The organism is Paenibacillus sp. yr247 (assembly GCF_900103825.1).
Classification (GTDB): domain Bacteria; phylum Bacillota; class Bacilli; order Paenibacillales; family NBRC-103111; genus Paenibacillus_E.
The window spans coordinates 37,386-59,714 of the sequence record NZ_FNIF01000013.1 but is presented as its reverse complement, the minus strand read 5'-3'; the positions used below and the strand labels follow the sequence as shown (position 1 = coordinate 59,714).

The window sequence follows — 22,329 nt, the reverse complement described above, 5'->3', positions numbered from 1 at the left end:
ATCTTTCTTCACGTGATATCACAAAATACCCTGAACTTATTTGGAGGAACAGCGGCTCTTTTTTGATGCCCCGTGGATGATGAGGGAAGGGACGCTTGGACGTGGCTCTTATCATCGCATCGTGACCGCGGGAACTTTCTCAGGATGAGGTGACATTATTGTTTTTAGCGCTAGATATCGGCACAACGAATATAAAAGCTGGGGTTGCGAATGAGAATGGGAAACTGCTGGCTACAGCAATTCGGCCTAACAGGAAGCACGAGCATTCGCTAGGCTATGTGTATTATGATCCGCAGGATCTCTGGAATACGATTAGCTCTCTGATCAACGAAGTGGTTACGGCCACGGCGGGTGTCGGATCGATTCATGCCGTAGGCATTACCAGTATGGCCGAAAGTGGACTGCTTGTAGATCGTTTAACGGGGGTTGCCAAGACGATGATCATTCCTTGGTTTGAGACGTGTGCAGTCCCGTTAGAGAGGCGGATCAAACAGGAGATAGACCCGTTCGAGCAGTTTTGTCAAAGCGGACTTCACCCCTCCTTTAAACAAGGGTTGTCGAAATTGCTTTGGATTCAGGATTCGCAGCCTGCGGCGCTGAAAGGGAGCGTCTGGCTGTCAGTCTCCTCCTTCGTTGCTTTTTTACTGACGGGGAAGTTCGCGGAAGAAGAAACTCTTGCTGCCCGAACTTTCGTATACCGCGTGGATCAACGGGGGTGGAATCTGCCATTGATTCGGCATTTTGGTCTAGAGGAAAGCCATTTCCCAACCGTGGTGACAATGGGTACTTCAGTAGGTACCATGCTGCCCGATATCGGCCGGGGACTTGGTTTAGGATCTGGAATAAGCGTCTGTCTTGCTGGCCATGATCATGTGTGCGCATCCTTGACAATCGGTCAGCCGGAACGCGGGAATGTGTATAATTCGATGGGTACAGCCGAAACTTTGGTTGGAAACTTCGGAGCACGCGTGCTCGGCATGGACGACTATCAGTCAGGGCTTGCATTTGGACGGCATCCGCTGCCTGACCAAATGTTTTGGATGGGTGGTCACTCTGCTTCAGGTGGCTCGGTCGAGTGGCTGAGGGGTTTGATAGATACGGGGGATCTGTCGTATGCCGATATCCTCAGTTTGCTCGACCAGGTTGATCCGAGTCCGACCGGTATTTTGTACTACCCGTATTTGTCCGGTTGTGGAGCTCCTTCTACAAATGCTTTGGCTAAAGCAGCGTGGATCGGGCTTTCGGCGCGCCATCATCGAGGCGACATGTTCAAAGCTATTCTGGAAGGAAACGCCTACCAAATGGAATGGCTGCGGCTGGAAGCCGAAAAAGTTGGCAGAGAGCCCATCAACAAGCTGGTAGTTGTCGGTGGAGGTGCCAAAAATAAACACTGGCTGCAAATCAAAGCAGACGTGTCCGGCATCGAGCTGCACCATCCCGACCTGCCGGAAGCAACGCTGCTTGGGGCTGCATTGACAGCGGGTGTCGGCTCTGGCGTTTATCGGTCTTTCGAAGAAGCGATGTGTGTTATCCCAGTCGGTCGATCGCAGGTGTACACGCACAATCCTGACCGGCACAAGTTGTATCGGTCCATCTTTGAAAATGGCTTCTCGCATCTTCGGCCGATGCTGCTTGATTATGATATGTGGCTTAGCCAGCAGATTCAAAACGAACTCTAACCGAGTAATAATCAAGAACCTTCATTCTCACGATGATCGTGGGAATGGAGGTACTCTACTCTTTAGCATATTTACTCGTTTGTTACTTAGGTGGAAAACCTCCTGCTAATTTTAACTCAGATGTAGAGGGCGAGGCTAATTAACTGGAATTCCTCCAGCTAATAAAACTTAACAGGATAAAATCCAGTTATATTTCGAGAATGCTCAAATGATGAAATTAGTTGGATTTTTTCCGTATAAACAAATGAATAACTTTACGTTGCTTCGTGTACACAACCTCAAAAAATTCGACAACACAGGAGAAGATCTGGAGGATCTGATCTCAATCGGGACGATCGGATTGATCAAAGCGATCGAGTCGTTCTCGCCGAACAAAGGGACGAAGCTGGCAACGTTTGCAGCACGCTGTATCGAGAACGAGATACTTATGCATCTGCGTTCATTGAAGAAAACGCGGAAAGACGTGTCGCTGCACGATCCCATCGGAACGGACAAAGAGGGGAACGAGATTACGTTGATCGATATCCTCGGAACGGAAGCCGATGATGTGGTGGATAAGGTTCAGCTAAAGATAGAGAAGTCGAAGATATATCGGAATTTAGAGATATTGGATGAGCGTGAGAAAGAGGTTGTCGTGGGGCGGTTTGGATTGGAACTGGGTGGCGAAGAGCGGACGCAGCGGGAGATTGCGAAGGAACTAGGGATTTCCCGTTCGTATGTGTCGCGGATAGAGAAAAGGGCTCTTATGAAGCTATATCATGAGTTTTATAAGGCGAAGCGGTAAGGTTGGTGTAGTTTAAGTTAAACTTATTTTTAGACAGGTTAGTAAATATCTGCGTCAGGCAAAAGCCTGACGCAGATATTTATTTTGGAAAATTTGGACATGACTCTGATTATTTTCCTAATTATTTACTAGGGTTTTATATCTAAAGTGTAATAAGAACTGACGTTCTTATGAGGGTGGTTCAAATTCATACCGTCCATAGAAACGAAGTGATCGTTCGGGGATAATAGTGCCATCCAATGGATTCTCTTTTGTCGGATAAGATTTGATCGGAAATGGTCTTCTCCTTGGTGCTTTCCTGGCACCAATGCAATATTTCCCGATGGATGGCAGGATAGCGATTGAGATCTATCCCGAATATAGCCTTCATTGTAAAATGACACAGGATTACATTACATTGGATGTCCATGTGTTGTTGCTCGAGTGAACATGCGGTACGAATGAAGAGAGAACCAACACACCGCTGAAACACTCTCAGAAGCATATCCCGCTGTAGCACTTATTCCGTCTCATTCATCCAAGATTGCGACTGGACGAGCCCACCCGGCACACACTTTTTCCAATTTTGATAGGAAATCAGCATACTTTTAATAAATTTCCAAAATTTAGGTAATAAAGAGCGGAATATAGGCATTTAGATCAGTAACAAGAGCGGAACTAAATTCATATGTTGTCATGGGGTAGTCGTATAAATAGCGGAATTCATAGGGGAAGTTGTTTCCTGATTATCTTGGTTCTTTTCTTCTTACCAGTGCCAGACTATGCTACCGGTACAACTATTTATTAAACGGAGGTTTGAGCAAATGAATGATTTCAAAAATGATCTACAGCAACTGAATGTTTCCGATTTCAAGGCGAGCGAGGTGACACCTTGGAACGCTGAAAGCCAGCAAGATGCTCGATTATGCTTCTTTTTTTGCTTTAATTGCTTTAACTGCTTCAATTGCTCCAATTGCTTCAATTGCTCCAATTGCTCCAATTGCTTCAATTGCTCCAATTGCTTTAATTGTCACCGATGCCACAACTGTCATAACTGTCATAACTGCCAAAACTGTCATAACTGCCACCGTTGAGGACATAAGAGAAAAGCCCCTCCAGCCAACCAGCCAACCGAGGGGTTTTTTTTCATGTCTATTTAAAAGTATACGCTTCACTACATTGGCTGCAGGGGCTTCTCATAAAGAATAAGACATGAGGGACAATTAGCCGAACATAAGATTACTTATGATGAGTTGGAACAGATTGAGAACAGCTTACGGAGGAGGAATAGAATGTCAAATTTGAACCCTTCGATGCGGCCGAAGATGAAAAGGGATTCGTTTTTTCTCCCTGATCCAAACGGTAGTGTGTATTTTCGAAACAATGTAAGCTCGTTCCGCATGGAAGGAGACTGGATCGATCAGTGGATTGAAAAATTGATACCGATATTCAACGGGGAGCTTAGTTTGGAGGAATTGACTGACGGATTGCCGGACCAACACCGGAACCAGGTTTATGGAATTGCAGAAATGTTATATCGTAATGGGTTTGTACGAGATGTGAGCCAAGACACTCCATATCAATTGTCTGAAGAGGTTCTTAAAAAGTATGCATCTCAAATTGAATTTTTGGACCATTTCGGTAACTCCGGTGCGTATCGGTTTCAGTCCTATCGTCAGTCCAAGGTATTGGCGGTAGGATCTGGCCCATTTTTAATCTCAGTTATTTCCGCTCTGCTTGAATCCGGACTGCCCAAATTTCACGTTTTGGTGTCGGGCTCAGAGCCAACCGATCGGCAACGGATGCTAGAACTGGAGGCACATGCTCATAAAACCGACCCCGAGGTAGCCATAGAGGAGGTTACCCTGCAGAAGGAGGGGGTTAGTGGTTGGCGGGAAGTTGTGAGGCCGTTTGATTCGATTTTGTTTGTGTCACAGCACGGTAATATCGAGGAACTGCGGATTCTTCATTCGGTTTGCAGGGAGGAGAGGAAAGTGTTTCTTCCTGCAGTTTGTCTGGAGCAGGCGGGTATGGCGGGCCCTCTTGTGCATCTGGACTCTGAGGGCTGCTGGGAGTCAGCGTGGCGCAGCATACACGAATCCGCGATTTGCAAAGATCCCCAGCTGCACACCTTTTCTTCCACAGCGGGAGCGCTGTTAGCGAATGTGATCGTGTTTGAATTATTAAAAAAGATTACGAAAGCGATCGATTTAGAACAAAGTAATTCATTCTTCCTGCTTAATCTGGAGACTTTGGAAGGAAAATGGCAACAGTTCGAGCCCCATCCTCTTGTGACCGGACGTGCTGCAGCTGAATGGATTCACGATTACGAACTGCAGCTCGAACGGAGATCAAGCAAAAGTGAGAGCGGTTTGCTTCCTTACTTCAGCCGGTTGACATCGGCGGAATCAGGAATTTTTCATATTTGGGAGGAAGGGGACTTAAGGCAGCTGCCGCTATCTCAATGTCGCGTTCAGGCAATCGATCCGCTATCGGAAGGGCCGGCTAGGCTGCTGTCGGACATTGTTTGTACCAATCTGACGCACGAGGAAGCTCGGCGGGAAGCAGGGCTGGCCGGAATTGAAGCGTATGTTTCGCGAATGGCAGGCCTGCTCGTTTCGACGTTATCCACCTATCAGGAAGCAGAGGGCAGCAGGATAGAACCTCAGGAATTTATCGGCGTTGGAGCGGGAGAAACGGTTGCGGAAGGCATTGGACGAGGGTTGCAAAGGTGTTTGGCCAAGGTGCTGGGCAAGGAACTGACGTGTCAGTTGTCTTCTGTCTCTCGAGTACAATTGTCTGCGATTGAAGATAAATATTGCGAGTTTTATTTGCAGGCTTTGACGACGATGAAGGGAGCGCCGATGATTGGCTTGGGAGAGGCAGTGTCCGGTTTCCCTGTTGTGTGGGTCGGTACGAGTGATCGATGGTATGGCGGTGTAGGCTTGAATGTAACTCTTGCGTTGCGGGATGCTTTGCAACAGGCTCTGTCGGAGGCACAAAACCAACCGACTAGCCTCTCATCGCAAGACTTGGAGATTCCGTCCGTATGTCTGGCGGAACAGTTGCCTCTAAGCCTTGGGATCCCATCGTACGAATTGACGGTAAATTCGGAGGTTCTGCTGTCCGCCTTGCAGGTCTTGGAACAGAACCGGAAGCGGCTCGTGGTCTTCGATTTGGCAGTAGCACCATTTTTGAAAGAAGAAATGGCAGGAGTATTCGGCGTATTGCTGCGAGAGGAGGGTCCCCAGTGAGCGCCATCGTTATGATTGTGGGAGATGGGTTGTTGGCTGACTGCGTGTACGAAGAACTGTCGGCCCAATTCGAGATCGTGCGTCAGATCGATTTCGAGGCAGGAGTGCCGGAAGCGGTGGATTTGGCTCTGGTTCTGCACGATGGGTGGCATCCTTACGTTCATCAAAAGGCTGAAGAGTTGCTGCAGCGGGCCGGCATCCCTTGGCTGCGAGGCTTCGTTTCTTTTGGCGAGGGCGTGATCGGGCCTCTGGTTCGTCCGGGGACACGGGGGTGCTCCCAATGTGCGGACATGCGACGCCTCATGGCTGGGCGCGATAGAAGGGAGATGCGGGCGCTGCAACGGAGGCTGGATGCGAATGGGGGAGTACCGCGAGATGCTTGGGCTTCGCGTACGGGACTTTTACATGTAGCTCACCTGCTGGTGGCGGAAGCTCAGAGGATGTTGCAGGACAAACCGGTTCAATTGGCAGAGAAATTGTTTTTGATCAACCTGAAAACGATGGAGAGCACACTTCACTTCTTTCTCCCTGACCCGCTGTGCACGGTTTGCAGTCGATTGCCTGACGATTCATCGGCAGCAGCCCGCATTTCGTTGCAACCAAGTCCGAAGATAAGCTTAGACAGTTATCGCTCCCGCCCGATGGATGAACTGAATAAAGTCCTGACCAAAGACTATCTGGATTACCGGACCGGCTTTTTGAATGGGAAAATGGTTGACATTGCATCGCCATTTGCCGATGTGAGCGTGAATCTGCCGTTGATCGCTGAAGACGTAGGAACGGCAGGTAGGACTCATTCCTATGCGGTGAGCGAATTGACCGCCATTTTGGAAGGATTGGAACGTTATTGCGGTCTGGCGCCCCGAGGCAAAAGGACGGTTGTCCATGGCAGCTTCCGCAATCTGGAAGATCAAGCGCTCAACCCCGTCAAGGTAGGGGGGCATACGAAGGAACAGTATGCTCAGCCGGGGTTTCCGTTCACAAAATTTGATCCTGACCACCCTATCGATTGGGTATGGGGCTATTCGTTTTTACAAGAGCGTCCGATTCTGGTTCCGGAGCAGCTCGCTTATTACAGCATGGGCTGCGGGTATAGTTTCGTTTCGGAGTCTTCCAACGGATGCGCGTTAGGAGGAAGTTTGGAGGAGGCTATTTTTTACGGCATATTGGAAGTAGTTGAGCGAGATTCGTTTCTGATGGCATGGTATGCGAAACTGCCTCTCCCGCGCCTTGACCCTTATTCCGCTAATGACCGGGAATTACGGCTGATGATCGATCGTTTGCGGGCTGTGGCGGGGTTTGATGTGTATTTCTACAACTCAACGATGGAGCACGGGATCCCAAGCGTTTGGGGTATAGCGAAAAACAGGAAACAAACAGGGGTAAATCTTATATGTGCTGCCGGAGCTCATCCTGATCCAGTACGGGCGGTGAAAGGCGCGGTTCACGAGTTGGCCGGCATGGTATTGAATCTTGATAATAAATTCGAGGCGAACCGAGAGGCGTATGTTGGGATGCTTCACGATTCCTCCCTGGTGCAGCAGATGGAAGATCATTCACTGCTGTACGGTTTGCCGCAGGCGCAGGAGCGCCTGCATTTTCTGCTCGAAGAAAATCGCCCGATTCGATCGTTTGAAGAGGAATTCAAGCGGGGGGCAAGGCATGCTGATTTAACGGAAGATCTGAAAGACCTTCTTCAGTCGTTCCGCCGATTGAATCTAGATGTGATTGTGGTGGATCTGTCTGCGCCGGAAATCATTCGAAATGGACTGCATTGCGTGAAGGTGCTGATCCCGGGGATGCTGCCGATGACATTCGGACATCGCTTTACCCGCGTGGCAGGGTTGGAGCGGGTGTTGAGGGTGCCGGTCGAACTCGGATATGCGAAAAAGCCGTTCATGCTAGAACATCTCAATCCATATCCGCATCCGTTTCCTTAGTTTTTGAACGATGGTATCAAATGTTGAAACGTGGAGTGGTTCACACCCTCGTTCATATCGGGAGGGAGAAGCATGAGTCTGGAGGCATTTCTGCACAATCTGCATTTTGACATTGACAAGACCAAACCGCCGGACTTGGTGGTGGATTGGGAAGACGGACCGCTTGCATATAAGCTCTATCGTGGTTTACCTGTGATTCCGTTATCTCCGGAAGTACCGCTGACGCTTGATGGCGGTGAAGCGCTGTTGAGGCCCGACCTTCGCCATTTGGGTCATTTCCTCTGGTATATATTCGGGCTCACTCAATTGTCCCAGTCAGTCCCTGCTTCGAATTCCATGGTACAAAACATTGGCCTGCTGCAGTCGTACCGGCGGTTTGTTCCCTCCGGGGGAGCGTTATATCCAAATGAATTATACGTGTATCTGAAGTTGGAGGATTTGCCCGAGGGGGTATATCATTATGATGCGGCGCACCACCGTTTGGTGTTGCTGCGCAAAGGCAACTTCGATTCTTATTTAGCTCGAGCTCTTGGCAATCGCTGTGACGTGTCGGCTTGCTTTTGTACTGTTTTTGTATCTACCCTGTTTTGGAAAAACTTCTTTAAATACAATAACTTTTCCTACCGCCTGCAAGGACTGGACGCGGGTGCGTTAATCGGGCAGCTCTTGGAAGTGGCGAAACGGCTCGGCTTCGCGTCGGGCGTATATTTCCAGTTCCTTGATCGGGCCGTGAATAATCTCCTTGGGATATCGGAACGAGAGGAGAGCGTGTATGCGGTGATTCCGCTGTCGGCGGAGCCTGCGATCCAATGGTTTGCGGGTAGGAATGAGGGAGAGCGGGGATGCTCCGCCACCGAATTATGCAGTGAGTTGAGGGCGGTTCAGCATGATCACTATGTCCGATCCCGGAGGGTCAAGGAGTCTCCGATGCTAATCAAGATGAACGAAGCATCCCTTTTGGAATCGCTTCGGTCGATACGGGAAATCGGCAAAGAAAAGATCGTTCACTGCGAGGATGAGGCAGTGGCTTTGCCCCAAATGAAACGGTTGACGTATGATCTGGCGTCAATAAGCCGAAAGCGGTTTTCGCCGGACGGTGATTTTGTTATGGGCAAAATAAGCCAAGAGCAGTTGGCTTCGCTGCTGCAGGAGGCAACGGCTTCTTTCAGGTATCGGAATGATTTGGATGGAGCCCATGAAAACCCCGTTTCTCGCGTCTCGCTGTACGGCTGTTTATATAACGTTGACGGCATTCCGGACGGCGCTTACCATTATGATAGCGCTGCCCATACGTTGCGACGGGTACGTCATGGAGATCATCGCCTAAAGCTGCAGCAGGGAATGCCCTCCGACAATGTGAATCTGTCCCAAGTTCCGCTATGCTTTCATGTGGCAGGGGACAAAGGTCATCTCGTAACATCCCTGGGGTATAGGGGATACCGCATCCAACAGATGGAAGCGGGGATGCTCGTGCAGCGTTTACTATTGGCGGCATCCGCCATTGGGATAGGGGGACATCCGCTTCTCGGATTTGATGCCAGATTGTGTGATGAGATCTACAAGATGACTTCGCAAGGAATAACCAGCCTGATCCAAATCCCGGTTGGACCATATCGTCATTGTCCCCGATTAATTGGAGGTTTGCACGGTTAGATGAGGCAGGAGTGAAGCACTAGATAATCTTAGAAAGAACAAGGTTGTGGTGCAAAGCTCTAAAGAATGATTACATGCTTGAAATGAAATCATCAAAAGAAAACATAATTGATTTCATGTTGGCTGTAAATCGAGATGCTCCTGCGGCCAAACGATTTTTCAAGAAAGCATCGACTTAACACAGAATCAATCGGCACGTATGATTACCGTTGATAAAAAACAGCTTACCCTATCGCAGTTCAGCAATTAAAGGACGAGAATGCTATGAAATTCCATTTTCCTGATCGTTTGCTTAATCTAACTGGGCAATAAGACAGGTTTCAACGATATTTCTTCATTTTGATCCCCCGGATCGAGTATGCTTCAAAATAGACTCTTGGCAAACTAATGATATAATCTTTGAATTGTCGCGTAAATCGCGGCTTTTTTCTGTTGCATTGAGCTGCTGCGCTAATAGGGAGTTTAGTGAATAGTCTGCGTGAATGAAAGTTATAAAATGGAAACACTTTACTTGTTCGCTTCGTTTAATTCTATAGAATTAAACGTTTAGTGTTGAATCACCAATGTCAAGCACCCGATAAGGTATCTTTCGCTCGTGCAGGAACATCAAACCCAAATTGTTGTTGACAGCCGAACGAGATTGGATTTATGATGAAATTATTCCAGTTAGTTCGTTCTCAGAACGAACTAAAGTAAAGGGTGATGCTCATTGGCAGATAAACAGATTATTACTGCCAACACAAACTTCATGCGGAAGATGAACCAAAGCTTGGTTTTGGATTTGATCCGCAGCGAGGAATGGATTTCACGGGCGGATATCGCCAAAAGATTGAAAATCAGCAAGTCCACCGTCTCTGCATTAGTTGATGACTTGATTCGGCTGCGTTTGGTGGAAGAAATTGGATCAGGTAGTTCAACTTCGGACGGAGGACGAAGGCCAACTCATCTCGCTTTTAACATGAAAGCCGGCTATGTCGTCGGTATTGAACTGGGCGGCAATCAAATGCTGCTGCTTATTTCGGATTTAATGGGCAATTTAGTTTTCAAAGCGAAAACGGATACACTTGTCGGTAAAGGGGATATAACTTCGCGTCTGATCGCCTTCACGAAGGAGAGCATCGAAGCTTCCGGGATCCCTCTTGCGGATATGATCGGCATAGGCGTGGCGGTTCCGGGTATTTGTGACATTAACAATCGAATAGTTTTGCAAGCGCCTTCTTTGAATTGGATTCAGGTTCCTCTATGGGACGTTCTTGAAAGCGAATTCAATAAACCTGTGTATATCGACAACGACGTCAACTTGGCGGCGATGGGCGAAAGATGGATCGGGGCCGGCAAAGGAGTCGATAACCTGTTGATGGTTAGCTTTGGGACCGGTGTCGGCGCCGGAATTATAACCGATGGCAAATTGGTACGAGGCTATCGTTATTCGGCGGGTGAAATCGGTTACTTCTACGATGTTCGTGATTGGCAGGACGAGCAGTTTAACCGCATCTCCACCTTCGGTACGTATGAGAACCGCACTTCGCTTCACGCGGTTGGCGCTTTGATCCAAGCAGAAATCGACAAGGGGCAATCGACGATGTTGCGGAAGCCGTCAGAGGGTATAGCCTCTTACGATGATCTTGCATGGGCGGCGGAAAAACACGACGATGTTGCGCTGACTGCGCTCGATACTGTCACCACGCACATGGCACTGGGAATCGCCAATATGGCCAGCATGTTAAATCCAGAGGTTATTATAGTGGGAGGTGAGATGGAGCAAGCGGGTCATATTTGGGTGGAGCAAATCCGCAGGAAACTGGTAAAGATGGTCCCGATTCCATTTCAAATCATGTCTAGTACATTGAAGAAGGAAGCGGAAGCATTAGGGGCGATCGCCATAGTATTGGAAGATATGAACCGTCTGGTTCTCTGAAAGCACGTGAAACAAATACATTTTATGATGGGGGTTTACACATGAAAAAATGGTTAGGAATTAGTTTGGCGTCAATGATGGCAATCGGTATGGCAGGATGCTCGAATGGAAACACGAATAATACCGCGAACTCCACGGTCGCTCCAAATAATGCTTCCCCAGCGCCAACCAGTCTGGCAAAGCAAGCTTTGACGATTTGGGACTGGACCGATCCTTATGCCGATCAATATAAAAAGCCGATGGACATCGTGCTTGCAAAATATAAGCAAGAAAACCCGAATGTCGAATTGAACATCGAGAAAATTACTAACGACGACATACGGACCAAATTATTGGCTGCCGCTTCAGCGGACAATCTGCCTGACGTGGCATACATTGATGGTCAGTCGCTCGCGGAATTCCAGAAATCCGGCCTCATCACTCCACTGGATGAATTCGTTCAGAAGTGGGGTCAGAAGAACGATTTTCCGAAAGCGGTATGGGATTCGGTCGTATTTGATGGTAAGACCTACGGTATTCCTGGCGACGGCGACGTAAGAACGCTGCTTTATCGGAAGGATGCGTTCGAAAAGGCAGGTCTGGACCCGAACAAGCCGCCGAAAACATGGTCGGAATTGATTGACGATGCGCAGAAGCTGACGGCGGCCAAAGATAAAACCGGCATTCCATATGGCTTAGGCCTAAACGGCGGCAATTCCGAGCATACGTCGATGAACTCACTCCAATACATTTGGGATCTCGGCGGAGACTTCGTAACGGCGGACGGCAAGCCGGCGCTGAACAGCGAGCCAGTCGTGAAAACGCTGCAATTCATGACCGACTTGGTGCAAAAAAATAAAGTCGCTCCCCCCGATAGCTACCTGAGAATGAAGAAGGAAGTCGCTCAAGCCGTCATCGGTAACGAAACGGCGATGGCGATCGTCGGTTCTTGGGAATGGCGTTCGGACGCCAGCTTCCTGAAAGCGGCCAATCTGAAGGACAACGTACTGTCCGCACCGATCCCGCTCGCGGACGGTGCGAAGGTAACCCAGCCATATACGGCGGTCGGCTACGGTACGTGGGTCATCTTCAACAAATCCAAAGTGAAGGATGCGGCCTGGAAGTGGATCGAGCAGGTAACGAGCCCGGAGCACGAAGTCAACATCTTTAAAGACGGCACCGGCAACATGCCGATGCGCGTATCGGCTTACAAAGACCCGATCTTCAGCTCCGATCCGATCTTCAAAACATTCATCGACGTCGTTCCGAATGCGCGTCCGCGTCCGAAGACGGCTAGCTACGAAGTGCTGTCCCAAACTTATCGTACCGCCGTACAGGAGGCGCTGTCGGGTAAGAAATCTCCGCAGCAAGCTCTTGACGACGCACAAAAAGCGGCTCAATCCAAGATTGATAAATAAAATTTGAACGGATGCGGCGCTCAATTATAAAAGCGCCGCTCTTGTTTTCTGGAAGGAGATTTTGGTTTTATGCCCAGCTTTCGAAAAAGCGACTTGCCTATAGCCGTGCTGCTTCTGCTTCCCGTCTTTTTGTTTGTCGGCGTGTTCGCCTTTTTTCCCGCTTTCTATGCTGCATATTTAAGCTTTTACCGTAGCGATTTCCTGATCATGAATAACCACTTTGTCGGTCTGGACAACTATGTGAAGGTACTGAAGGACGGAGAGTTCTGGTCCTCACTCGTCAAAACGCTCTCCTTCACGTTTTGGTCCGTGCTCGGCCAGTTTGTCTTAGGCCTTCTGCTTGCGCTTGTATTAAATCAGAAAATTAAAGCGACAACTACGCTGCGGGTGCTGATTACGATTCCATGGACACTGTCTCCGGTCGTTATCGCGGTCATTTTTCAGGCGTTATATGTGCCAAATCGGACCGGACTGCTTAATTATTTCCTCATGTCCTTGGGCATTGTCGATCAACCGATCGCCTGGCTTGGGATCGGAACGGCCATGGCGATGGTCGTTGTTGCGAACATATGGTTCGGGATGCCATTTTCCCTGATTATGCAGCTTGCCGGTCTTCAGTCGATTCCCAATGACGTCTATGAAGCGGCGACAGTCGACGGGGCGGGGCTGTGGCGGAAGTTTTTCCAAATCACGCTTCCTCTGTTGAAGCCTACGATTCTGGTGAATCTGATCTGGATTTCAATCAGCACGCTGAATGAATTCGACCTTGTGTTTGCGCTGACTGGCGGCGGTCCGATGAACCAAACGAACTTGCTCGGCATCGATATGTACAACACAGCTTTCAAAACGGGTCAATTTGAAGTCGGATCTACGATTGCGGTGCTGATGTTCATCATCAATGCGCTGCTCAGCCTCATTTACGTCAAAAGCTTGAAAACCGAAAATTACTACTAAGATACGATGTCTGATTAATCATAGGAGAACCGATAATGAAAACAAATCGAGGTTTTGTCTACGGAAGCTATATCATTGCCGTCTTCTGGGCGCTCATTTCGGTCATTCCGCTGCTCTGGATTGCCGGTCTCGCCTTTAAGGGGCAAAGTGAATGGACGGCATATCCGCCTACGCTGTGGCCGAAAAACCCGACGACGATCAATTTCGAGAGGGCCCTGCACAATTCGCCGATCCCGAATTATTTCATGAACAGCGTGATCGTTACGGTCGTGTCCTTGTTTTTCTCGCTGCTGCTCGGTTCTTTAGCCGCTTATGCATTCGCCCGCTTGCGATTTCCCGGGAGGAATTTCGGGTTCTATCTGATTTTCTCCACCCGGATGATCCCGGCTCTGCTGACGGTTATTCCGCTTTATGTGATCATGCACAAGCTGCACCTGCTCAATTCCCTGTGGTCGGTAATTTTGGCGTATACCGCGACGGGCATTCCGATGGTCGTATTCGTCATGCGCGGATTTTTCGAGGGAGTGCCCAAAGAGATCGAGGAAGCAGGTATGATCGACGGATGCAGCCGTATGCAGTCATTTTTCATGATTATGCTACCGCTCGTTAGACCGGGACTTGCGGCGTCTGCGATCTTCGTGTTTGTCCGCACATGGAACGAATTCATCGTCGCCTTAACTCTTACATCTTCCGATACAATGAGAACACTGCCTGTCGGCCTGAGGAACGCAATGGGACAGCGCATGGGCGAGCTTGGACCTATGGCCGCCTATGCTTTAATCGCCATTATTCCGATTATTATCGTCTTCCTGGTTTTCCAGAAGCATTTTGTAAGTGGTTTAGTGCAAGGCTCTAACAAATAAAAGCCATAGAAAAGGAATGGAGCAAACATGAAACACGAACATATTCAGGGAGGAACTCTCTCCACAGGACTTTGGCATGTTCCGGTCGAATACGACGTGTCGAATACGATGCTGATGGCTCAATATGATGGTATCGGCGGCATTCGCAAATATTCGGTCGCGGGCAAATGGAGAATGCTGAAAGAAGCGTCTTGGTACTGCGGTTGGAGCGTTAACGGCGAGCTCACCCATAACGATGTACGCAAGCAAGTGACCTGCCGTGGAAAAAAACAGCGGATCGCCTACGACACTTTCCGTTCTGTCAACATGAACGTGGAGCAGTATTGCCATTCGAATGAGAATGTTTTGTATACCGTCTATCAGGTTCATAATACTGGCGGCAGCGCGGTGACGTTCGATCTGCACTTCGGATTCGAGATTGACGTGGAATCCTATTATTCTTACAACATCCGGCGGTTCCGGAAAGCGGAAGCAGTCGTTCCGGCGGTAACGCCCGAGAACTCCATGGGCTTTACCATGACGATAGCTGAGGATTTCTCGTTACAGTATCGTTCGAATCACTCACTGGAACAGCTTGTCCATGAAGACGGCAGATGCAATATCCACTATCGGTTGACGATTGCTCCAGGGCAGACGGAACGATTGGTATTTGTCATTACAGCAGGCGCGGCTGTAGCCGTAACACAAATGGATGCATGGCTCGCGGCAAGTCAAACCGCCGCTGCCGCTGTTGACAAAGAGAATGTTTGGTTGGAGGAAACCTTCAGCTCCAGGGACAAAGAACTGAATGCCCTGTACGGTTTTTGCCTGAACGCTTCGCTGTCCTCCTTCAAGGATTTGGGCGGGGGCTTTCGCGGCTATTTCGCGGGAATCGATTACCAAAGTCCGCCGCGGACTTACTTCCGTGACGGTTATTGGACGCTTCTGCCAACCTTGCCGTACAAACCGGATTGGGTGCGCGGCCAGATTTTGACGCTGGCTAACGGGATTCTGGAAAATGGCTCCTGCCCAAGTGCCGTCATTTACAATCAGGATAACGGACAGTACGAGCCGTTTTGGCCGGATCATTACGATTCGCCTTCGTTTTTTGCCATGATGATTTACGATTATTTGGCGTGGACGCGAGACTTCAGCCTGCTGGAGGAGAATGTCAACGGGAACACCGTAGAAGCATTGATGGAAAAAGCTTTGGGTTACCTGACAAGCTTCGTCCCTCAGGACGGTTACTTATTTATGAAGCCTGAGAACCGCAGAGACTGGGCGGATAATGTCTTCCGCGAAGGCTACGCGGTGTATGATCTGGCATTGTACATTCGCGCCCTGTCCGGGGCGTCGTCCATTTATTGCTTGCTGGGGCAAACGGAAAAGGCGGACGATTACGGAAACCGCAGCCGAGGTGCGCAGGAACAGCTAAAGCACCTCATGAAGGAAGACGGTTTCTTCAATTATAAAAATAGCAATGGAGCCGTCGAACCAAACATCTCCATCGAATTGTCGCTGCTGATTTTGTACGGCATTCTGGATGAAGCGGAGCAGCAATCTTTGCTGGCTGAAATGGCAGCGCAATTGGAAACCCGCAACAACAAGGAGCAGCTTTTCGGCGATTGGGGGACCATGGCCGTTTATCCATTCTATAAACATGTGCATCACCTGGTCGAAAAAACGATGGCGCCATATCGTTACCACAACGGTGGCGACTGGCCGTATATGAGCGGGATCTATGCGTGGGCCAAATTATGGGCCAAAGACGAGGGCTGGCGTTATCCGCTAACCCGCTGGTTCCAGGCATCTCTGGAGAACGGATGGCTGACGCCAATCGAGTACTACGGGCCTGTATACGGCAAAGGTTCCAACCTGCAAGGGTGGAGCGCAATGCCCGCAGCCGCCATGCTCATGGGCGGAGCAGGTTTGTGGCCGCGTCTTGAGGATGAGGAGCTCGCGCTTCACACGCCACCTTGGGGAGACTGCACCTTCAAACATATTCAATTTCGCGGACGCACATATCGGCTTTCATTTGCTGGTGGCCAGTGGGACATTCATAGCGATGCACTCAAAGCATAGCCTCTTTTTTTGACGAATTAAAATAGAATAGATTATAGAGACAGCACATAGAACCGCTGTCAGGACGGAGTGAGAGAGTGAGAAATACTGGAGTGCCCTTGCTGGTTGTCGATGGTGGAGGAACGAAATGCTTGGCCATGTTTCTCGGATCTGACCGTAGCCTGCTTGGAGAAGGACGATCGGACGGATGCAACTACCAGACGGTAGGGGAAACCGGTGCCCGGGAATCGCTCAGACAGGCGATCACTCAGGCGCTCGGTCAAATGGAAGTAATAACCGGAAACGATCCGGAAACGATAAATGTGGAATGTGCGGTTTTCGGCATGGCGGGCCTTGATACGGAACGGGATCACGAGGTACTGACCCGTATCATTAGGGACGTTTTGAAAAGCGAGCGCATTGAGGCAAATAAAGTGATCGTCGAAAATGATGCCTTGATTGCCTTATTCGGCGCAGCAGGAGGCCAGCCCAGCGTATTGGTCATCTCAGGAACAGGATCTATCGTATGTGGGGTAAATGAATTGGGACGCTATGTGCGTAGCGGTGGCTGGGGCCACGTGGCTGGAGACGAAGGCAGCGGGTATTGGATCGGTACGAAAGCCGTTGCATCCGTTTTTAAAATGCTCGACGGCAGAGGAGAGACAACACTTCTTGGCGACGGAATCCTGACCTTTTTGGGCCTTGAGAATGCCGAGGATTTGTACAACTGGATTTATGGCGAAGCGTATTCCGTTGATAAAGTTGCGGATCTGTCAGCGATCGTCAAGAAATGCGCGGATGAAGGAGATGCCGTCGCCATGAGTATCGTGGAACAATCGGCGCAGGAGCTTTTCTCCGGCGTAATGGCGGTTTTGAAGGAATTGAAGATGGTGAACGACCCGTTTCAGCTGTTTTTGCAGGGTGGGGTCTTGTCGCATGTGCCGGAAATCCAAACCAAGCTGATGGGACTTCTAGACACAGCGGTTCCAGGTATGTACCAAGTTGCTGCGGACACTGCGCTCGAACCGATCGACGGAATTATTTCCAAAGGATTCGATTGGCTGAACAAGCACAGGCAAGAAATCGCCAAACGATAGCATAAAGGCAACGATATGGAGTCGTGTATTTGTTGTGGATGTTATTTAAAAAGGGACCACTGAGAGGTCTCTTTTTTGCAATTTTTAAGCATAAAATGGTGCAATCCTATAGTTTCTTCAAAGGATTATAGTGGATAACAGAGAGAACGAGAGCATATTTTTTGTCATCTTTGTGTTCGTTAAATTGTTAGACAGATTGTAAGTCGCTCAACTACCATGAAAATTAACTTCGGTTACTCGGTAAAAAGACAAAGAATAAGGCGCCGCTCACTCATTTTTTTAAAATGCGCAACGCTATGATATTGGAGATCAGTAGATCAGGACACTTCTAAAATTGTAACGTTATAGCATAAGGTTTCAAGTCTTCGAACCTAATTCCGTACAATAGCTCCAAGTTTTTGCTTATCAAAATAATCTTTACCTAAGTCTACATTTATCCTTTTCTTGTCAGTACATAATAAATGATTCTTAGCATAGCATGGGCCACTACAATAACTGCTCTTTTCCTACCTTTTCGTGCTAATGTTCGCCTATACATGGCACCAAGATAGTTTTTGGAAGCACCTACGGAATTCATTGAAGAACGAGCCCGACAATATAATCGGATTTTCGTTGTCCATATCACGGTTGTGAATTAAAAAATCAATTCAGCAAGTGTGGATCTCAGTCTAGGTAGAAAGGTTCTTTCTTGGTTAAGATCGCGTATATCCAGTGGATCAGTCTATTTACACAAGCGATTACGGCTACTTTAAACAGTTTGCCTTCTGCACGTTTTTTGTCTAAATAAGCGCTTATTTTTTGGTGATTTTATTTCGGGTTATTGTTGCAGCAATTTTGGTTCCAAAGCCGGGTATCGATTGGATTAAATCATACTCCATTAATTCTTCAGCCAGAGCCACTATCGATTTATCAAGTTTCGCAAGATGCTCTTGGTACTGAAGAAGCAAATTAATGAGCAGTTCAAGCGAGTTTAAATGACTCGGAAAAGCAGTCTTCTTGAAGGGATTTCACTTAGCAATTGTACATGAAGAGCTTTCAGATATATTACTTCAAAACTCAGATGGCAATTAATAAAAAGCATAATGGATAAATTTAAAATGAAAGAAAATGTAATATATGATGCAGTAAATACATCATGGTTGTAGGTTTCGATGATGGCTTTAGAAAACGCAGAAGCAAATAAAGTGGAATATTGTAAAAAACTTGGAATTCCGATTAATGAAAATGATTTGTTGACAGCTAACCTACTGAGTGAAATTGTAGCGGATAAAGGGGGAAAATAAAAATATCACACGGAAATCAACAGATTACTATAGATGATTGGTTAAGGGGTGTTGACAAACAGGCTTAGGGATATCTGTTACCTAAGCCTGTTTTTTCACATTAAAGGAGCTAAATTATTCCTGTAAAAAAGGCGATCGTCTAGGGTAAGTACCCGAATGACGATCGCCATAATCGTAAATAAGTATAGATAAGAACCAGAACTCAAAGAGGTAAGCCTGACCCAGGAGACTTATACTCGTGTTAACGATAGTCAGCACGTATGATGAGTTTGCCCGTTAATCCTGTCAGATCAATCGTCTCGGTACTGGAATTGAATTTAGTGTAAGGGCAACCGTTTACTTCAACGCCGATTAGCTGCTTATGTGCAGGAATACGAAGCCGCAGTTGAAGGTTACCGATGGGTCTCTGGCTAGGTACATCGAGGTCGGCCATTATTTGGTTATGCTCGATTTTGGAGGTAATGGTATAGCTGATTGGCCCGAATAGGCTAGGGGCGTCGTGAACTTGAATTTTTTTACCGTTCTCAAGCCAGCCCCTCGGCGTGGAAAAGGCCAACTGCAAGCTTTGCGGTTCCCCCTTGTTGTTGGTCATTTCATTGATCAGCATAAGCCGCAAGAGCTGCAAGAAGAAACCGTTGTTGGCGGTGTTCGGCGAGAGGTACATCCCCCGGTAGTATTCGTTCGGTGCCCAACCGTTTTCAAAGCTCGGCGGGGTGCAGGAGGTTCCGATCTCGCAGGCGCCGAACTGCAAGGGCCATTTGGAGGCAAGGGGGCCGACACTTGCCGCTTCACCGGTAATAAAGGTGTTTCTGGTCATGCCGTGAGCCAGTTGATTGTATAAGCTGAGAACCAACTGATCGGATTGGTCGTTATCCGCGAGAAATTTCGCTTGCTCCGTCTCGTAAACGTCGTTGATCGCACCGTCCCGAACCTTTAATAGCCCCAATAGGCGAGCTCCATGGTTGTAGAGATATTGGAGCGTAGCTTTCGCTTCCGGGGATTCTGGAGCGTATACCTGAGCTGAAAATCCATAATGCGCGACCAGATTCCAGTAACTGCCTAGAACTGTCGTTGGCAGATGGTCATAGGGTTCTTCCTTGTCCAGCAGCATCACCTGAGTGAAGAGACTACCGTCTGGCATTACGGTGCTGGATTGTTTGATGGCCTTATCAAACCAGACGCGCAGATCGTCTGCAATTGGTGCGTACTTGTCGGCCAGATCAGTTTCCCCCAGTTCTCTCCAGACGGAAACCATATTTTGCAGGCCGAAGAGCGCAGTTCCGATTTGGTGCAGTCCGTAGACCAAGCCCTTAACATCGCTTGAGTATTGCTGACGCGCCAGCAGATGATTGGGATCGCCGGCATGCTGTGTTGCCAGATCGACTGCATAAGCTTTGTACGCCGCCAGATTTTCGATAATCAGAGAGGAGTCGCCCGTTAAGCGGTAATAGTCAGCAGCATGAGAGAGTTTCTCGCCGATCTCCCAGTTGCGGCGGGTGCTGCCTTTGGACAGGGGCAATAAGTCCTGCAAGGCTCGTTTATAAACGCCGGTGAACCCATAGCGTCCGAGCACCCCCATCGTGCTGCTGCTTTCTGGCTGATAGAAGGCCTCATAGGCATTTCCCAAGCTATAGCGCCAAGTCATCTGCAGATCCTGAATCAACAGGTTGCGCTGGGCATCCATGACATTACTTTCTGGAACTTGGAAGAGTCTTCCTTCCGATAATCGGTTCTCCCAGTAAGCCGCAGATTCGACCCGGGCCCGCTTTTGTTCGCCTTTGTCCACATGGATCGCGGGTGCATTGACGATCGGGGTGACCGGCCTCACGATATAGACAGAATTATTTTCATTATTTGGGGCATCGAGGTTGTAGACCAGATCTGAATTGCTGAGCGTGGCACCAGGGCTGAAATACAGATATGTGCGACCCTGCTCGTCGACCAATTGATTCCCCTCTTGGTGGAGATTGCAGCTGCTGCATACTTGGAACCGGATGTTAGCGGGCTTATGGCCCGACTTGTCACGGTCGGCCGTAATTTCTACGTAGCTGGCTACAATATCAGTGCCTGGCAGGTTGGTCGCGAGCGACTCTTGTTGATACTCGATCCCGTCATGATCGCGGTATTGCAGCTGAAGGATCGGGAGATATCCCTTGTACAATGCAGGAGTGCTTAAGTTGGCCAGACAGGAGCCGAATTGCTCTTGACCTCCCGCTCCGACAAAAATTCTAGTGCTAAGGTTATCGGCTTTATTCGAGATAATCTGACTGCCATCGGCTACGGTCAAAGCCAAGTCACCGCGGGCGGTTAGCTGTTGCGGCTGCCCGAACGGGATGTAGTAGACTCCCGTATCTGTTAAAAACCCTCCCTGCGCAGCGGGGGCAATCGCGTACATGATGGGTGTGAAGAAGTCCTTCACGTTGTCATAAGTGGGACCTTCAGGCTTGGCAAGAATCTGTTGGCCGTAAACATCTTGGGACGTTGTCAATGCCTCAACTACGCGGTTCTTGTACAGGGCGCTCAGAGCTGGCTGCTCAGTACCGGGCGGGCATCCGACCGTTCCGGGGTGAAGTCCTATCGCAATCCCCGGTTCTGAACTTGCCGCAGAAGCCGGAAGGGCAGCCGCCAGGAATAGGCACAACAGCACGAAGTTCATCAACAACGATTTGACTAACCTTTGCATAAAATGAAATCACTCCTTTAGATAATAGGCTTATAGTTTAGAGGCAAGCGTGACCGATGTTACATGCGTGATCACCTCCCTTTCATCTATACACTGTGAATCAAGGAATTGACGCCGGTTGCAAGAAGGAGTAGAAACGTTACGCGCCGGAACCATGTTTGGTTGATTTTGTTATGCAGAGTGATACCGATCGCCTGACCAATAAAAATCGCCGGTATCAACAGTAAGTCCTGAAGCAGGTCGGTCTCGAAACGCCCGCTTGCAAGCTGAAGAATCAGACTGACCAGATAGACAAGACAGTAGAAGGCCATGGACGTGCCTCGAAAAATGTTCTTGTCTACACGTTTCGAAATCAGGTAGAGTACGATGGGCGGTCCGGGCATTCCGACGCTCGAGGTCAGAAAGCCTGATAGAAACCCAATGCGTTTGCCATTACCCAAGGGAATAGAAATCCGAAGCATCATAAAGACCGCAGCCGCGATAATCGAGATGCCGACGATCAGTTTGAGCCACATCACGTCCGCTATGTAATACAAAATCCCGCCTAGAGGCAATCCGAGCAGACTGCCTGTAATAAGCGGTTTCAGCAAAACTATGTCGATATCCTTTCGAACTCTGGGAAGGGTCGATAAGGAAGAAATAAAAGACAGAAGCACGCTTAATGTGATGGTGTAATGAGCCGGATAAAGCAATATTAACAGCGGGATGGCAATAATGGCGAAGCCAAATCCCGTGCAGGCTTGAATGAGGGCTGCCAGCACAATAATGAGAAACGTAAGCGTCCATACCATAAATGTACCCCCAG

The 22,329-nt window shown here is 48.7% G+C and carries 15 protein-coding genes and 1 pseudogene; 12 read left to right on the top strand and 4 right to left on the bottom strand.

Features of this window, described 5'->3' with window-relative positions; all coding sequences use genetic code 11:
- Positions 1-158: 158 nt before the first annotated feature.
- Together BLT91_RS19665 and sigK are read left to right on the top strand one after the other, a co-directional pair.
- On the top strand, positions 159-1,679 hold the full coding sequence (locus tag BLT91_RS19665) for an FGGY-family carbohydrate kinase (RefSeq protein ID WP_175532413.1): 1,521 nt from the start codon (positions 159-161) through the stop codon (positions 1,677-1,679).
- 244 nt (positions 1,680-1,923) lie between these two features.
- Positions 1,924-2,463, top strand: a complete 540-nt coding sequence (gene sigK / locus BLT91_RS19660) for an RNA polymerase sporulation sigma factor SigK (RefSeq protein ID WP_090824134.1) — start codon at positions 1,924-1,926, stop codon at positions 2,461-2,463.
- A 902-nt stretch (positions 2,464-3,365) separates the two neighbouring features.
- On the opposite strand, the gene BLT91_RS31770 is transcribed toward sigK, so the two are convergent.
- Entirely contained in the window at positions 3,366-3,542 is a 177-nt protein-coding gene (locus BLT91_RS31770) for a hypothetical protein (RefSeq protein WP_175532412.1), read from the bottom strand.
- 192 nt (positions 3,543-3,734) lie between these two features.
- On the opposite strand from BLT91_RS31770, the gene BLT91_RS19650 reads away from it, so the two are divergent.
- The 9 genes from BLT91_RS19650 (at position 3,735) to BLT91_RS19610 (ending at position 17,558) form a co-directional block, all read left to right on the top strand.
- Positions 3,735-5,696 (top strand): putative thiazole-containing bacteriocin maturation protein, encoded by a 1,962-nt coding sequence (locus BLT91_RS19650; RefSeq protein ID WP_090824026.1) that lies wholly within the window; start codon positions 3,735-3,737, stop codon positions 5,694-5,696.
- The gene (locus tag BLT91_RS19645; RefSeq protein ID WP_090824024.1) at positions 5,693-7,636 is read left to right on the top strand and encodes a TOMM precursor leader peptide-binding protein; all 1,944 of its coding nucleotides are present in this window, start codon (positions 5,693-5,695) and stop codon (positions 7,634-7,636) included. The genes BLT91_RS19650 and BLT91_RS19645 overlap by 4 nt, the downstream gene beginning before the upstream one ends.
- 72 nt (positions 7,637-7,708) lie before the next feature.
- Entirely contained in the window at positions 7,709-9,289 is a 1,581-nt protein-coding gene (locus BLT91_RS19640) for a SagB family peptide dehydrogenase (protein WP_090824022.1), read from the top strand.
- Positions 9,290-9,998: 709 nt separating this feature from the next.
- Positions 9,999-11,207 carry an ROK family transcriptional regulator gene (locus tag BLT91_RS19635; protein ID WP_090824020.1) on the top strand — a complete coding sequence of 403 codons (1,209 nt, stop codon included), beginning with the start codon at positions 9,999-10,001 and terminating at the stop codon, positions 11,205-11,207.
- Between the two features lie 41 nt (positions 11,208-11,248).
- Positions 11,249-12,604 carry an ABC transporter substrate-binding protein gene (locus BLT91_RS19630; RefSeq protein ID WP_090824018.1) on the top strand — a complete coding sequence of 452 codons (1,356 nt, stop codon included), beginning with the start codon at positions 11,249-11,251 and terminating at the stop codon, positions 12,602-12,604.
- A gap of 69 nt (positions 12,605-12,673) precedes the next feature.
- Positions 12,674-13,558, top strand: coding sequence for a carbohydrate ABC transporter permease (locus tag BLT91_RS19625; protein WP_090824016.1), 885 nt, complete (start codon positions 12,674-12,676; stop codon positions 13,556-13,558).
- Positions 13,559-13,593: 35 nt separating this feature from the next.
- Positions 13,594-14,421, top strand: coding sequence for a carbohydrate ABC transporter permease (locus tag BLT91_RS19620; protein WP_090824013.1), 828 nt, complete (start codon positions 13,594-13,596; stop codon positions 14,419-14,421).
- Between the two features lie 27 nt (positions 14,422-14,448).
- A complete protein-coding gene (locus tag BLT91_RS19615) occupies positions 14,449-16,482 on the top strand; it encodes an amylo-alpha-1,6-glucosidase (RefSeq protein WP_090824010.1) in 2,034 nt (677 codons plus the stop codon).
- A 77-nt stretch (positions 16,483-16,559) separates the two neighbouring features.
- On the top strand, positions 16,560-17,558 hold the full coding sequence (locus BLT91_RS19610) for a BadF/BadG/BcrA/BcrD ATPase family protein (protein WP_141225039.1): 999 nt from the start codon (positions 16,560-16,562) through the stop codon (positions 17,556-17,558).
- Positions 17,559-18,221: 663 nt separating this feature from the next.
- On the opposite strand, the pseudogene BLT91_RS33000 reads toward BLT91_RS19610, so the two are convergent.
- A pseudogene (locus tag BLT91_RS33000) lies at positions 18,222-18,565 on the bottom strand (IS110 family transposase); the annotation flags it as partial.
- Between the two features lie 144 nt (positions 18,566-18,709).
- Between BLT91_RS33000 and BLT91_RS33600 the strand changes: the two are divergent.
- Positions 18,710-18,841 carry a hypothetical protein gene (locus BLT91_RS33600; RefSeq protein ID WP_302847521.1) on the top strand — a complete coding sequence of 44 codons (132 nt, stop codon included), beginning with the start codon at positions 18,710-18,712 and terminating at the stop codon, positions 18,839-18,841.
- 241 nt (positions 18,842-19,082) lie between these two features.
- Here the strand turns inward: BLT91_RS33600 and BLT91_RS19595 are convergent, their stop codons facing one another.
- Together BLT91_RS19595 and BLT91_RS19590 are read right to left on the bottom strand one after the other, a co-directional pair.
- Positions 19,083-21,524 carry a hypothetical protein gene (locus BLT91_RS19595; protein WP_090824006.1) on the bottom strand — a complete coding sequence of 814 codons (2,442 nt, stop codon included), beginning with the start codon at positions 21,522-21,524 and terminating at the stop codon, positions 19,083-19,085.
- Positions 21,525-21,610: 86 nt separating this feature from the next.
- Positions 21,611-22,315: a sulfite exporter TauE/SafE family protein gene (locus BLT91_RS19590; RefSeq protein WP_090824004.1), complete on the bottom strand. Its 705-nt coding sequence runs from the start codon at positions 22,313-22,315 to the stop codon at positions 21,611-21,613.
- Between the last annotated feature and the right edge of the window lie 14 nt (positions 22,316-22,329).